The sequence below is a fragment of the Shewanella nanhaiensis genome (assembly GCF_019457885.1).
Taxonomy (GTDB): domain Bacteria; phylum Pseudomonadota; class Gammaproteobacteria; order Enterobacterales; family Shewanellaceae; genus Shewanella; species Shewanella nanhaiensis.
Genome location: NZ_JAHZST010000008.1, coordinates 72,683 through 87,769 on the forward strand (window position 1 = coordinate 72,683; position 15,087 = coordinate 87,769).

6 protein-coding genes are annotated in these 15,087 nt (G+C 42.6%); 5 read left to right on the top strand and 1 reads right to left on the bottom strand.

Features of this window, described 5'->3' with window-relative positions; genetic code table 11:
• Positions 1–41 precede the first annotated feature (41 nt).
• The 5 genes from K0625_RS12585 (at position 42) to K0625_RS12605 (ending at position 14,232) form a co-directional block, all read left to right on the top strand.
• Positions 42–857 (top strand): peptidylprolyl isomerase, encoded by an 816-nt coding sequence (locus tag K0625_RS12585; protein WP_220110111.1) that lies wholly within the window; start codon positions 42–44, stop codon positions 855–857.
• Positions 858–872: 15 nt separating this feature from the next.
• Positions 873–1,730, top strand: coding sequence for a peptidylprolyl isomerase (locus tag K0625_RS12590; RefSeq protein WP_220110019.1), 858 nt, complete (start codon positions 873–875; stop codon positions 1,728–1,730).
• Positions 1,717–7,134, top strand: coding sequence for a thrombospondin type 3 repeat-containing protein (locus K0625_RS12595; RefSeq protein WP_220110020.1), 5,418 nt, complete (start codon positions 1,717–1,719; stop codon positions 7,132–7,134). Before K0625_RS12590 ends, K0625_RS12595 begins: the two co-directional genes overlap by 14 nt.
• Positions 7,135–7,396: 262 nt before the next feature.
• The gene (locus K0625_RS24790) at positions 7,397–13,021 is read left to right on the top strand and encodes a LamG-like jellyroll fold domain-containing protein (RefSeq protein WP_220110021.1); all 5,625 of its coding nucleotides are present in this window, start codon (positions 7,397–7,399) and stop codon (positions 13,019–13,021) included.
• The gene (locus tag K0625_RS12605) at positions 13,018–14,232 is read left to right on the top strand and encodes an outer membrane protein assembly factor BamB family protein (RefSeq protein ID WP_220110022.1); all 1,215 of its coding nucleotides are present in this window, start codon (positions 13,018–13,020) and stop codon (positions 14,230–14,232) included. Before K0625_RS24790 ends, K0625_RS12605 begins: the two co-directional genes overlap by 4 nt.
• Before the next feature lie 105 nt (positions 14,233–14,337).
• Here K0625_RS12605 and lepB read toward each other — a convergent pair whose 3' ends face one another.
• On the bottom strand, positions 14,338–14,991 hold the full coding sequence (gene lepB, locus K0625_RS12610) for a signal peptidase I (RefSeq protein ID WP_220110023.1): 654 nt from the start codon (positions 14,989–14,991) through the stop codon (positions 14,338–14,340).
• Positions 14,992–15,087: the final 96 nt, after the last annotated feature.

The following is a 15,087-nucleotide window of genomic DNA, read 5'->3' on the forward strand; positions in this document are numbered from 1 at the left end:
TTTTAAGCGCTTTCAATTTTGTATAAGGATGTAATTTGAGTATGAAAGTCATGAATAAGCTAGTGACACTTTCAATGATTGGCCTGCTTTTAACAGCATGTAGCGACAGTGATAATCGAGTTGCAACTGTGGGTGGAAAAGAGGTGACCTCTAATGAAATTAACGCTTACCTAAATTATAAGCGAATAGATACTCATAATGAGCAACAAGTGATATCGGCAACTGATCATTACCTTAATAACTTAGCGCTTGTGACGGCAATAGAACAACAGAAGTCGTTAGATGAGGCGGCAATTAAAGCTGAGCTGTTTGAGTTGAAGAAAGATTTGATCTTGAACCGTTATCTGCAGCAGTTTTTGGATAAGTCTGTTAATGATGTCGCGATTAGAAATTACTACGCAGAGAATCAAGATAAATATCAAGAGACCAAAGCTAAAGTCTCACACCTGCTTTTGAGAGTTGCGCCCAATATGAGTGAGCAGGAGCGACAGGTCGTTTATAGCAAAGCTATGGAAGCGTACAGTAAGTTACGTGCTGGAGAGCCTTTTGAGCAGATAGCTCAAACCTACTCAGAGGATAAAGTATCGGCTAAGAGAGGAGGCAGTTTAGGTTGGATGCTAAAAGGTGCAATCTCTCCTGTTTTCTCCAATAAAGTTTTTGAGGAACTAGAGAAAGGTGAGATCTCAGAACCCTTTCTTACCGAGTTCGGTTACCACATAGTGCTACTCGAGCAAGCCCCCTCTGTCGTAAAGCAACCGTTTGAGAAAGTGCGTGGTGATATCAAGCGTATCTTAAGGAAGATGGCAAAAGATGCTGAGCTTTCTCGTTTAACCGCCAGTGTTGAAATCAACAAGTAACGCAAGGAGATAGAGATGCGGCTAATTGCAATCCTCCTGCTTGCTGCAGGTACATCAGCTTGTCAGAAAAGCGAGCCCTTAACTGCTATTGAGAGTTCAGCTCAACTCTCAGAGGTGGTTGCCAGTATTGATGGGAAACCTGTATATGAGGATGAGTTAGCACTTGTTATTAAGCAGACTGTCGGTGAGTTTGCAGCTCTGCAACTTGGAACTGAAGGACGTGAAAAAGTACTAGAGAGTTTACTTATTAGAAAATTAATGAGCGATCAGCAGTTGAATCTCATGGATGAAGAGGAGCATAAACAGCTCGAATTGGAGCTCAATACATATCGAGAAGAGCTGCTTACCAAGAGGTATGTGCGTGAGCATTTAGTTGCAGAGCCGGTCAGTGATGAGATGGTTAAGAGCTATTACAACAGTAATCCTAACACTTATGGTGCAAAGGAGTTGCGTCGGTTTGAGATGGTTAGGGCAGATGTTAGTCGTAGTCCTATATTGCAAAAAGAGCTTAGCTTGTTGATGCAGGGCTTGACGCCTCACTCGAACTGGAAGGTAAAGGTTGAACAGGCCAGACAGCAGGGCCAACCTATTTTTCTTGTTTCTGGTCACAGTGCTGAAACGGGTTTAATCGATGACTATCAACAGATTATTCAAAGTTTGGCTGAAGGTGAAATATCTCCACTACATAGCATCAATGGCATTTTAGTTCGCTTTCGAGTGACTGAGTTGATTCAGATCCCAGCTAAACCTATTGAAGAGGTGACCAAAGATATACGTAAAACCTTAGCTCCATTGCAGCTCAAGCGAGCAATACAGCAGGAAGCTGAACAACTGATGCGTAATAGGGAGATTGAGCGCTATGCAATGGATTAGCGAGTGGCGCAAGATTGGTTATTTATGTGTGGCGATTATCGCTTCACAGCTGTCAGGGTGCTTTGATTTTAATAAAGACAATAACGTCGACCTTCAAGATGCGGAGCTGTTAGAGCAACCTGTTGCTGCGGTTAATTTCAGTTATTATGGTCCAGGCGATACTCTTACTGATATACAAACTCAAGAACCTATCCATCAAGGGTCCTCCCAAAGAGTCAAGTTACAGGTCGGGGCTAACCAGAGTGGCATTGGTTATCATTTTTCTGGGTATTTTCATGCAAGGCAAAATGATGCCTTTGTCTTTAATGTTAATGCCAGCGGAGAGAGCCTGCTTGAGGTTAATCAAGCACCTGTATCACAGTATGATCAGCTGCATCTGGCTGAGGGGTATCATAAAGTCGATTTTTGGTATATCCCAGACAAGGGGGAGATTCAGCCCCGCATTTTAGTTAGTAGTCGTCACAGTGGTGAATTAGATATTGCTGCTGGTAGGCTTTACCTGCCGCGAGATGAGGTGAGTAGTGTTGAGATGCAAGCGATGCTACCAGATCCCGCTGTGGATGGTTTTCATTATCGCTACTACGAAGCACCTAACATAAGTTTAGATACACTTTCAGAGCTCTCCCCTGTAGAGGAGGGCAATGCTGAAACTCTGGATCTTGCTCAGAGAAACAGAGAACAGGATTCTGCTCTGCTGTTTACAACCTCAGTCGTCATCTCTCAAGAGGGGCTTTATAGCTTCCGTAGCCGTTTAAACGGTACATTTAAGTGGTCGATTGCAGAGCGGTTGCTACAGAGTAACAGTGGCACGATAGAGCGTGAGTACCTTGCCTCAGTGTGGTTAACACCTGGTGTGTATAACATGGCGTTTGCTCTGCTCAATACCCCTGAGCTTCAGCTACCTAAGTTAGAGTGGGGGATGCAAACAGCTTTAAACCTAGCCCCCTTATCATCAATGAGTGATTCTGGTGTTTTTGGACGTAAAACTAAATCTTTAATTAACTATCCTCAAATTAGTTCCATTCAATACTCCCCACTAGATACGTTAGAGTTAATGTCTGAGAAAGTGCAGGCTGAGCCTGTTACAGGAGTAGAATTAGATGAGGGAGCACAATCAGGTGTTAACTACCGTTATTACTACTCATCGATCCCTGAAGGTATTCAACAAGCTGATGATATTATGCCCAACCTTGCAGGGTTAACTGCAGGTTTCTCACTTCCACAGGAGGAGGTATCTTTTCCCCATGCCAGCTACTTTGAATCAAACATTAAGATTGATGTAGAGGGCAGCTACTCTTTTTATCTACGTCATTCATCATACATTGCAGGTCAAATTGGTAACCACTCTTTAGGGGATAACTCAAAAGTTCAAACTGGAGCAAACTTAGCTCGTAGTCAGTCACAATTAATGGATGATTCTTGGTTAGTGACCACGGTTTATCTATCACCGGGCTACTATCAATTTACGCTTTTTTATCATGCAACTGCACCAGATCTATTGCCAGAGATGAAGTTGGCCATCCCTAGTCTGCTCACCCAACCTCTTGAAGATTTCGACTTTATGACCAGCTCCGAGGGTATAGCCACTGACTTTGATGGCGATCTGGTATCAGATGATGAAGACCTGTTCCCAGCAGATCCCGACGAATGGTCAGATCTTGATGGTGACGGTATTGGCGATAACAGTGATCCCGACAGAGACGGTGATGGTGTCAACAATGAACAAGACGCCTACCCTGATGATCCAACAAGATCAAAGGATGAAACCAGCGGTAAAGATAGTGATGGAGATGGCTATGATGACAGTGTAGATCTATTTCCACTGGACCCTAATGAGTGGTCAGATCTTGATGGCGACGGTATTGGCGATAACAGTGATCCAGATAGAGACGGTGATGGTGTCAACAATGAACAAGACGCCTTCCCAGATGACGGGAGTCGTTGGAGTCAAACGGTCAATCTTAGCCTGCAGGTTAAGCAGGAGCTGGCGTCGGTTAAACTGAACTGGCAACCTACAGATAGCTCACAACTTGAGTTATATCGAATATTAAGATCGACCAATCAAGGCCCCTATATCAACATTCAACAGGTTAATAAATCAGTTAATGAGTATGTTGATTTACAAGTGGTTGAAAATACGCTTTATGACTACAAAGTTGAGGCAATAGCTCGCGGGGAACAGCTAGGTATTTCAGCGGCTAAGCAGATCTTTATTGCCTTTAATAACATGAAGGTAAAGCAGTTTAAACTTGACCACGGCGTTAAAGCAATTGAAGCCAGTTGGCTTGCTATTCCACACTACTCAGTCGTTTTAGAGCGACGTACCCAAGCAGGAAGTTGGCAGCAATTAACCGAATCTACCCATCCTAGCCATATGGATACTCAAGTTACCCATGCTCAGGAGTATCAATATCGGGCGAAAACTCGTCGGCTCTTTAGTCACCCCTTAGTTGAAGGGAGTTTCTATATTGATGGGCCCTATACGCAGGCACTTACGGAGATGGCCATTTTCCCCTTGAGCCTTAGGTTCACCAATGCCGACAAGCTCAATGGTGATGACGGGATCTGGTATCGACACATCAATGAGCAAGCAAACCAAGTCAATATCACGGGTCTGATAGAGAATACCGTTGGCCCGGTTGACCTCTTGCTGAGCTCTGGTGATAAACAGATCACGGCTAGCGCTGACGGCACGACTTTTGAGATAGACCTTCCTGTAGATGTGCAGCATACACAGTGGCAGATCCAAGCAAGAGCCTCCTTTAACGGTGTTGTTCAGCAATTGGAAAGGCCTGTTAATATCTCATTTAAGACAGATTTGAAGGGAGCCGTTATTCTGCTAGATAGCCCTAACACGACAACGTCAGAGGCACAGATCGAGGTGACAGGGCAGCTAATCGATGACAGTGGAGTTGAGGAGTTTATTATGACTTCGCACCATTTCTCAGGTACAGAGTTTGGTGTGATGTTAGCGTCAGATAGCCGCTTCTCTGGTGAGGTTCCTCTGGAGTGGGGGGAGAATGTTATTGACCTTAAGGCAACGGATAGATTAGGAAATATTAGTCATGCCCAAGCGTTAATTACCAGACAATCTGAGCGCCAACCTAGCTTAGAGGTGGTAAGTCACAGTGATGGGCAGACCGTAACGAGTCAAACACTCACTCTTAATGCAAAAGTGCTCTCTAGCCTTTCCCTTTCAGATATGAAGGTTTGGTTAAATGAGACCCAAGGGAGTTTATCTGATGAGAGCAGTGGCCAATTTTCTGCAACCTTTCCTCCCGTATTACTTGATGAGGGGGAGAACCTAATCATCATTCGAGTGGAGTCGTCAGCGGGGATCACCCAGAAGATGATAAAACTCTATTACCGTCCTGAATTAATGGTCACAGCACCAGAGATACAGATACTCTCCCCCACTATTGGGGCTTGGGTTAATACCCAAAACTTCGAAATTCAAGGCTTTATTCAATCTCAAGTGAGACCCTCAGTCAGTATTAATGGTCACCAGCTAACAGCGTATCTTCAAGATGAAGGCCGTTATCGTTTTAGTTATCTGACCAAAAAAGGTGAGACGAGTTGGAGCGTTGATGCTGAAAATGAAGCGGGAACAGACAGCTTGGCATTGGATTATCAAATGGATCTACAACCACCTGTTATTCAGCTTATGTCACAACTCTCCCCTGCACCATCCGTTAATCAGTCTGTCGAGGTGCCATTTCGAATAGAGGGAGTGGTAAGCGATGAGCAGGCAGTAACACTGACCTTAAATGATGAAGTGATACCGCTTCTGCCATCAAGTAGCAGTAATGCTTACAGCTTCAGTCTCTCTTACAATCTGCCTTTGAATGAGCAGAGAGGCTTAACACTTAAAGCGACCGATTTTGCTGGTAATTCAACGGTCCAAGAGTACCTTGTGGTTAACCGCGCCGAAGCCAGCGCCGAGATTATCGCACCACGAAGTGGGAAGCAGTTTTTGGTGGACTCTGAACAGTTTAACCTGCAACTGGTTGCGAGCATTAGCAACATAGAGCAAGCACCTGTGCTTAAAGTGCAAATTGGAGCGGGTCCGCAAGAGGAAGTCGCTGCGGTTAATAATCTAATCAATACGACACTTTCAATGCCTGCTAACTCAGGTGAGCATAGCGTGACTCTGTATGCCTATGATCAGTCCGGAGCGTTGAAAGCAAAATCGAGCCGAAAATTTACCATTCAAAAGCTAGCGGATGTTCCTCAGTCGGTGATCAAAACGCAACCTGATTCGCTGGCAACGAATATTGAACCTAACGCATTTATCTCCTTCTATTTCAATAAAGCGATAGATAGCAGCAAATTAAATGTCAAAGTAACTGAGACCCTGCATGGTAAGACCTACATAGATGAAACCCAATCAGGCGCGAGTATTCTAGAGGCTCGTGGAGAGACGCTAATGCAGGTTAATCGAGATCATGAATCTGTGCCTGGAAGTTTGGCAACTCTGCCTGGTGAGCACAGTTTTGCTTTTTATCCTGAGCGTGATTTTGGCTACGGTGCAGTCGTTAAGGTAACCATAAACCTGGCTGATGAGGAGCTACACAGGTTTAGCTTCAATGTACGCGAACTACCGACACTGATAGATGGTCATATCAAAGATAATTTCTATACCAGCATACCCAATATAAAAGTTAGGTTGCATGAGCTAAACCGCGATGAAGTGACCACTTCAGACAGCTCATTTAGTTTCGGATACCTTGAAAGTGGTGAGTTTAACATTCCAGGAGGAAGCTACACCTTAGAGCTCAATCCAGATCTGGAAAATCCGCTATTTGGTAACTTCATTCGCTATATCAATGTCCAGCAGGGACAGAGAAATAAACTTCCCACCATTGTTTTAAGCATGATTAACAAAACCGTCCCCTTTGGCAATATTCAGTCGGGACAAGGTTTGTCGCTACATGCCAATGGTGAACTGGAGTTAGATTTGAGTCAGGCTAAGGTGCGTTTTGCTAATGGGAGCCAAAACGGCAACATTCAATTTAGCATGCAAGACACCACTCAAATAGGAATGAAGATACCTAACTCTATTCCAACTCTATGGGTATTTTCGGGGCAGCCTCAGGGGATAAAAGTGTCAGGTGACGTCGCTTTGTCGATAAAAGCCGCGAGTCTATTAGGGAGCTATCACTACCTCCCTGATGACGGTAAGTACCTTGTCTTAGTTGGTAGAGCCAGTGAAAGTAATCAGTTAGATGTTGTGGGTGTGGCACAAAGGCAGGGGCTATGGATCCGCTCCCAAGGTCAGGTGCTATTGGAGAATCTGGATTATCTTGGTTTTGCTCGCGTAGATCACACCAAACAAGAAGCACTCGAAGAATATGCAAACGGCGAAATCGAGCTGATACAGCTCAAAGCCGAACTCAATCCGTAGGGGAATGGAAATGTTGAGTGGTAGTAATAAAAACGGTATGACCAAAGCGATATTTATCTGTCTAGCGCTGATGTCATCCATTGTCTCATTCTCTGTATTGTCCTTAGGGGCTTGGGATACCGCACGGGTGAAGTTTGGCCATGTTTTGGCCAGAGGGCTAGTGCTCGATGATGCCGGTTACCCGACCTATATCGAGTATGCTGAAGATGGCACTAAGGTTGGTGGTTGGTCTCAAGGGCTAGGTTCTGCAGAGGGAGCATATGTGCTCCCCGCTGAACATATTACCAATGCTCTAACTGGTTTGTCTGAACTTAAGTCTAAATATAACAACAAGTTAGTTATCTTAACTCGAGAGCAATATGAGTCGAAAACGTTCACCACTAAGATGAACAAGCCCATCCCTAAGCTAACGCTCTCCCCGAGCTATAAGAGTGTTGTGGTTAAGCCTACAGAATCCATTTTGCACCCAACAGATGCCCATGTTGTATTGCTTTCCCGCTTCGATCTAAATGCAACAACATCCGTGGACGGCGGTGCCAAGTCGTTACTTTTCAATAAGTCTGGAAAATTGCTGCACTCATCCCCCTATAATATTGCTTTTGATTCAGCCTTTTACGAAGGTGAAGGTGGTGATGATGTTATACCTGGGACTTTTGAGAATTTAAGCAAGAACAAAGCATATGCACCAATGAATGGTGCTGAAATAGAAGCTTGGATTAATGGTTACGATTACAGTAAAGAGGATGGTAGCTATGCAGCTCACTACAATATAGTTCCGTGTCCTGGCTTCTCTTTTTTTTATGATAACGTGCCAGTTATCATGAAGTATTACTATGTAGGTTTTACTTCTCGCGGAATACGTCCATTATTTGATGCCACAATGATCCCTGGTTCGGATTTTTGCTCCGGATTGGGTGCACTATCTCTTGGTATTGATTTAGTAGGAGCAATGACTCAAGTTGCTATCATCGGCATAGAGGCTTCAGCTACTAGATCAGTCTATCCAAGCAATTTCTATATTGATACAGGTTTTATCACTGGATTAGGCTTCTTAGCCGAAGTCGGAGCGGAAACTGAGTATGTCTATAATGAACCAAATTTAGATTCCGACAAACATGAATACTACGACTTTGATGGTGATCTTAAGCTTGATAAGGCGTTTATGGGTAACATTGTCGACGGTCTGTTTGTCTGCACAGAGGAGACAGCCACGGCTGAGTATCAAGGGGTTTTCTTAAGCTCTCTACATGAGCAAAGTGTTACTTGCAGTGAAGTTAATACTGAAGACATTCAGCCAGATATTTTGCGTTTAGCCGATCATGCTCCCGATTTTAACAATCAGGGGTTAGTGGGGCAGATCTCAAAAGAGGACCTGCAGGATACTGATATCTTAGTTTTTCGTGAATCGACAGGTATGTTGCTGACTCAAAGAAAAGGAATAAATGAAAATGAGATGTCTAAAAATCGTAGCTATTATGGGGTTGAAGAGAGTGCTTTCCTATTCCAAATGATGCTACGTGGCCCTTCTGTTAGTGCTTTCTCTATTTTTTCAGAAGATCATGGTTCGTCGGGTTTTAGCAATTTTCAATCCAACGCTAATATGCATCCCTCCCTTCACCAACGTGAGTCCGATCACCTCAAACCTGGTGAAGCAATAAAGATAGTTTTGATTAATCGTAAAACAGGATATATAGGTACTCATAGAAGTACATACATTCAGGGATATAAGGGAGGGGTCGTTTCTTTTCCTTTGAATGTGATAAATATGCGTCCCCCTAATCTTAAGATTAGCGCCGAGCGCCACTTTTCCTTTAAGGAGGGGATGAGCGCGTCAAACGATCAAGAGACCAACCTTATCGCCTATGAAGGCTCTGCCATGAGTGATGATGAGCTACTCACCATCACCACTGAGTGGTATGACAGCGATGGGACTCCACTACCTGATGGCATGAATGATTTTGGTTATACCGGACGTTTAGCTAAAGTAGCAGGCCCTGGAATGCTGGTCAGTGAAGGCGGCAATATGGATAATTTCTCTATCCGCCCTGGCAAACATATTGAGCATATCCGTTTAAAGGATATGGGCAATCCAGCCGATCATTTCTATATTCAAGTTAATGGTCAATCCAGCCATGAAAATCCATCTTTTGCCGATGGTGGTGCCGCCCCTAGTGGGCCACTGGCACAGCGTCCTAAACATTATGTCCCCTTTAAAGTGCCAGTCCTCGATGAAGCGGTAACGCTTGAGCAGGAGTATATCTATAAAAAATTAGTGGCCGATGGTTTGGATGAGGGAGTTGAAAAGCCTAAGCCTTTATATCGTTGGGTCTATCGCCCTGAATTGCAGTTCAGTACCTACGATTTAAAAGTCAAAGATATCATACGCCAGCGCAGTGACGATCTGACCTCAAGTATCTATCAAGACGATATTCCGATGATCGCTTCATCGGACAACATGGTGAAATTTCTCTACGATCTGATTGAGAGTAATGAAGAGGCCTTAGCGTTTTTAGGTGCGGGTCAAGAGTTGGTGTTTGCCCTTGGAGAGACAGAGATTAAAGCCAAGCTAGGTGAAGGTAATCAGTTAGTGTTCACCAACCTAGATCATATTGCTGCACTTGATGTTGAAGATTTCGTTACCCTGAGTCTATACAGCAACAACGATCCAACCAATGTGCTGTGGGAGTATGCTTTTGGACTAGGTCCCATGGCAACACCTACAGCAGACTACATTTCAGCGGACGAAAATAAAGCTAATTTACAAGTTTACTTTCCTATCTCTAGTACTGATGGAGCAGATATAACATTATCTTGGAAAGTTGAAGGTGCCAATGGAAGTATTCTTAAATCATCAACCAAAAGCAATACAGGTATACACTCAAATGATCTTTTTACATCGACAGTTAAAGGTGATCAATATTACGTCAATGTAGAGATATTAACCTCAGATGATCCATTATTTATTTCAGGTTCAAAATATAGGTTTGGTCCATATGAAGTCATATCAGGTGACCCCTTTTATATTTCAGTTACAGATGGTGGTCAATCATTAAATGCTGACCTATCAACAAAAGAAACCGTTACAGCACATATAGCAGATCAATTCGGGAATAGTATTCACGATAGCCCTATCAGTTGGAGTATTTCTGATCAGGGGAAGTTACTAGAGTCTGATTTGGTAACAGAGAATGGAGCTGCATCAGCTATAGTACAGACGGGAGATCTTCCTGTTCCAATAGAATTAACCGTGAGTGTTGGAGAGGTACACAAGCAGGTTCGAATAGAGCAGCTAGCTGTAAATCTAGAATTAGCTTCAAGTCAAAATATGGTTGAGCCATTAAGTGATGGAGTTAATTTAATATTGAATGCTGAGGGGGTTTCAGATGGTGCTCCTGTCAAGTGGGTATCAACCTTTGGCTTAGTTGAAGGCCAGTCAGTAGTTACCAACGGTATAGCTACTGCACGGTTTAGACCTGGTCCTTTTCATAATAAAACTGCCAAAATTTACGCTGCAATAGGGCAAAGTAAAGCGGTCACAGAAGTAAACATCAAGTACACCGGCTCTAACCCTGCAGTCACAATAAGTAACCCTAGCCTGATAGGGGATAGAGTTACTGATGGCTTCCTTAATGTTAATTTAATCAATGGGAAATCACGTTCAATTCCATATCGTACAACCTCTGATTATACGGTATCAGGCTTGATACCTGGTGAAACATATGTCGTCGACTTGAATGCGGGACAAGCGCCTAATGTAGAGCCTGTGGCTTGGTATTTTATGGATGAAATACAAGGAACAACAGCGCCTGATATTTATCATGATCATAATGCCAAGATATCTTATGGTGTTAATTTAGACACAAAAAACAAAAGAGCTGGCACTGGAAGTTACAAGTTTGAAGGTGGCGTAGTCGCCATCGCACATGCTTCAGCGTTAAGTTTTACTGATTCTTTTGGTGTTAGTCTCAGCATTCGTCCAGACTTACTTTCAATTGGAGCAAGTTTGGTCAGTAAGCCAGGTAGTTATGGTGTTGAAACTCTCTTCATTAATGGCAACCGTCATGTTAGGTATTGGTTGGAAACTGAGTCTGGGATAAAAGATATTATCAGTGACAAGTTCGTTACTGATGGTCATTGGACCGACATTACAGCTTCTTTTCGTTCGGGGGTAATGTCTTTACAGGTGGGTAGTAGCCTAGTTAAGAAAGCAGTAACTAGCAAGGTTATTGAAAATAAAAGAGATATCATAGTTGGTTCAAATTTTAATGGCAATATCGATGGTGTAAAAATATTTGATTTTAAGAGACTTCAGTTATCGGCCTTTAGTAATGGAAGTTCACAAATAGAGTTAATAGCAAACGAGCATGGTGAAATAACAACCCAAATTCGCTCGCTGGGGAATCTACGCACAGCATCACCGCTACATGCTTTTGTTCGAGCAAGGGTTTATTGGAAAAATAAAAAAGAACTTGTCGATGTAAATGCTGAAGGCTCGTTATTGAGTTATATGACATACGCTGTTGCAGAGGGGACTGCAAATGCTATGGCAGAACTGTTTTGGGACGAAGGAGATGATTCCTTTGCTAGTACAGTGACTGATTTTTCTGCCTCGGTTTTAGTTGTAGGTGATGTCAGAGATATTCTTAAATACGGCGGTCAATGGTGGTTTGGGCTAGCTGATCCTGATAAAAAAGTCGTAGCGTCTGTTGCTGCTATCGGAGTCTTGACTACTTTTACCCCTATTTTAGATGTTGCTATGGCAGGACTAAAGCAAGTATTAAAAAAGGCATTAAATACTAAGTCTGCTGAAGTGTTATCTAGTTTAGCTATGAAAATTCGGGGGGAGTTAGTTAATCTTGGATCATTAGGTAGCAAGACGTTAACCCAGTTCTCTGATTGGTTTCAATGGTGTGCCTTTTCTAAACAGTGTGATGCTTTACTGTCTTCAGGAATAAGACATGATGCAGAGGTTGAAAGTTCGGCATTATTACTAAAATCATATGGTTCAAGTAATTATGATGATCTACTTGGAAAATTATATAGCCGCTTTGATAGTTTAGGTAAAGAGCTGGCCGAAAAGGCTGCTAGAGATGTATCAGAGGCATTGACCTTAGCAATAACAAAGACAGGAAAACCATTAACAGGAAATGCAATTGAAGGAATGATTAAAGCCTCACTTGCAATGAATAAAGGTAATAGAAAAGGAACCTTGATAAACTTAGTCGAGCGTTTTGGAGCTAGCCATAAAGAACTTGATGAAATCTTGAAGTTAGTTAATAAATATGGTGATGAAGCTAAATTTAATTCTGGTGGAAGTGTTAGTCGATTGGGTTCAGCACTAGTGACTAAGAACGAAGCTGTAGCTGTAGCAAATAACAATGCAGCAAGGGCATTTCGTTTCACAATGCGCTACCTAACCAGAAAGGAAGCATCTGGTATTGTATTTGAAGCACCATCAATAGCTATGGTATTGGGTCAAAAGTTTAGAACTCGGCACCATGATGTAGCTTCAGATAGTTATCTTTATGAGATGAAAAGCTGGATTTCAGGAAAAAACACTTGGAAAAAAAATAGCGATCTGGATCAACGGCTTGCTGCAAATAAGCCTGTCAGTGGTGAATATGTCGAGTGGATGTCAGATATTTTTATTAAGTTTCCAAATTTAAGTGAGTTAAGATGGGTTATTGATGCTCGCGCAGCTGGGAAAGCGGTAGATTTGAAGAAAAAAATGCTAGCAGCATTTGATGATCCAAGAATGATTAGATTTTTGATGGATGAACATTTCCTAACGAGGAAACAAATTAGAATTTTAAAAGATGAGTTTAGCAGTAAAACCTTCGATGATATTGTTGAATATTGGGATGATATACCTGTGGAGTTACCATGATACAGTGTAAAAATTACACACCAGAGCGGCAGAGTGATTCAAAAAAGTCAATAAGCTTACCATTGACTTTAATTAAGCAGATTAACCGTAGTATAGTGACTCCCTGTATCGCTGGAGGTTATCTATATGCAGAACTTGATAAGAATTCTAAAACCTTATCCTGTTTAGATGAGGAATCACTTAAGCATATTTGGAGTAGTGAAGTAAGCGGGTTATTAGTAAACCAGATTCCAATCATGAACGACACAATGTTGGTATTAGACCAAGCCACAGAAGATTTATTGTTACTCAGCAAAGAACGAGGAATATTAATTAGAAACTTTGGCGAGTTGGATTTTTCACCAAGTGATTGGTGTGTGAAAAACGATAAACTCTTTTCTAAAGTGTACGATGACTCATCAGGCTCTATTATTTCCAACTTTGGTTGTTTTGAAGGGGATGAGCTAAAAACTGTTTGGGAATATAAGGAGTTCAATTTAGATTGGTTCGCGGTCTCAGATAGCTACGCTTTACTAAGTGATAGCTGTGGAGTGCTGGTTGCGTTAAATAGCCATGATGGTAGCGAGATCTGGCGGATATCACCAATGCAAACAGGGCTATTCAGCTCTGAAGAGGAGATGCGTCAAGAGCCACCAGGGATGATCAATGTCACCTTAAGTAGCCACCGTGTTATCGGCTACCCCTCAATATTTGAAAACAGAATTGCAGTAGCCCCTATGTTTGGAAATTCACTAATAGGGGTAGATTTAGCAACTGGCAAAGTGATCTGGACTCGAAGAGTACTTAACAGTGCAGTTAATACTCGGGAGGTATATTGTAATGAGGTGTATACCTCTGGCCCTAAGTGTATAGAGGCCTTTGATGTGACTACAGGTGAGCAGACCTTAAAGCTTGAAATTGATAGTATCGATATAGAACAAACTATGCTCGCCCATCATGTTAAACCACTGAAAGCGGCAAATGGTTTGTTAATGTTTGTGGGTGGGATGTGGGCGTTTACGGTATCAGAAACTCATATCTTCGGTGTGAATGGTAACCAGAACCTATTGTATAGCATTGATAAAAGCAGCGGTAAGATTGATTGGATCTACCAACCTGATGAGGGGCAAGTTGCAGCGGACTCCAAACCATATATTGCAAATGGTAGGGTCTATTTTCCCTGTTTATATCAGATGTATATATTTGAAGGGGCTGAAGGCTTTCTGCAGTAAATAAATCAGGCCACCCACAATAAATGGTGCATTTTTCCTCCTACTAACCTAAACAAAGCCCATTCACCTTTCGACAAATGGGCTTTTTATATTAGAAACTAAGCTTCAATATAGATCGCTGAAAAATCTATCTTCTCGGGGAATATAGTAGTTATCGTAATTGAGTGAGAAGGCTATTTTGGTTGCTTTGCCCTTAAGTTCGGCTCTTGGGACAAAGCCGTATACGCGAGAGTCGACACTGTTGCGGCGGTTATCTCCCATCACCATGTAGTGGTTTTCAGGAACGGTGATGGTGGCAAAATGGCTTAAGTTGTCGCTGGCTCTTTTCTCGATTCGGATCTTATGGCGCAAGCCTGTGAGCTCTTCTTCGGCAATCAGCTCCTGACTATTATTATCTAGGACTGTGTAGTTGAGTGGTATGCCGTTAATGGACAATACCTCGTTGCTTAAACTGATTTTGTCGCCAGGTAGGCCAATCACGCGTTTTATTAAGCGATTTTTTGCCGCTTTCGATTCAAAAACGATTATCTCTCCCCGTTGTGGCTCACCGGTTTCGAGCAGTGATATTTGGGTGAAAGGAACTCTTAAGTCATAGGCCATCTTATCCACGACAATGCGGTCGCCCTCTTTAATGGTGGGTTGCATTGAGCCTGTGGGCACTGTGTACCAATCTGCCACAGCACTTCTAAAAACAGACATTAGAATAATAAAAATGAATAGCTGCCTGTTATTTTTCCAAAAAGTTTTTATTTTACTCATTAGCTTTGTCTCCCTGCTTACTTTGGCGATTAAGTTAGTAGGCCATATATGTCAGCACAAGTTCATGATGTAAGTGTTACTAAGTGTGTGGTTAGT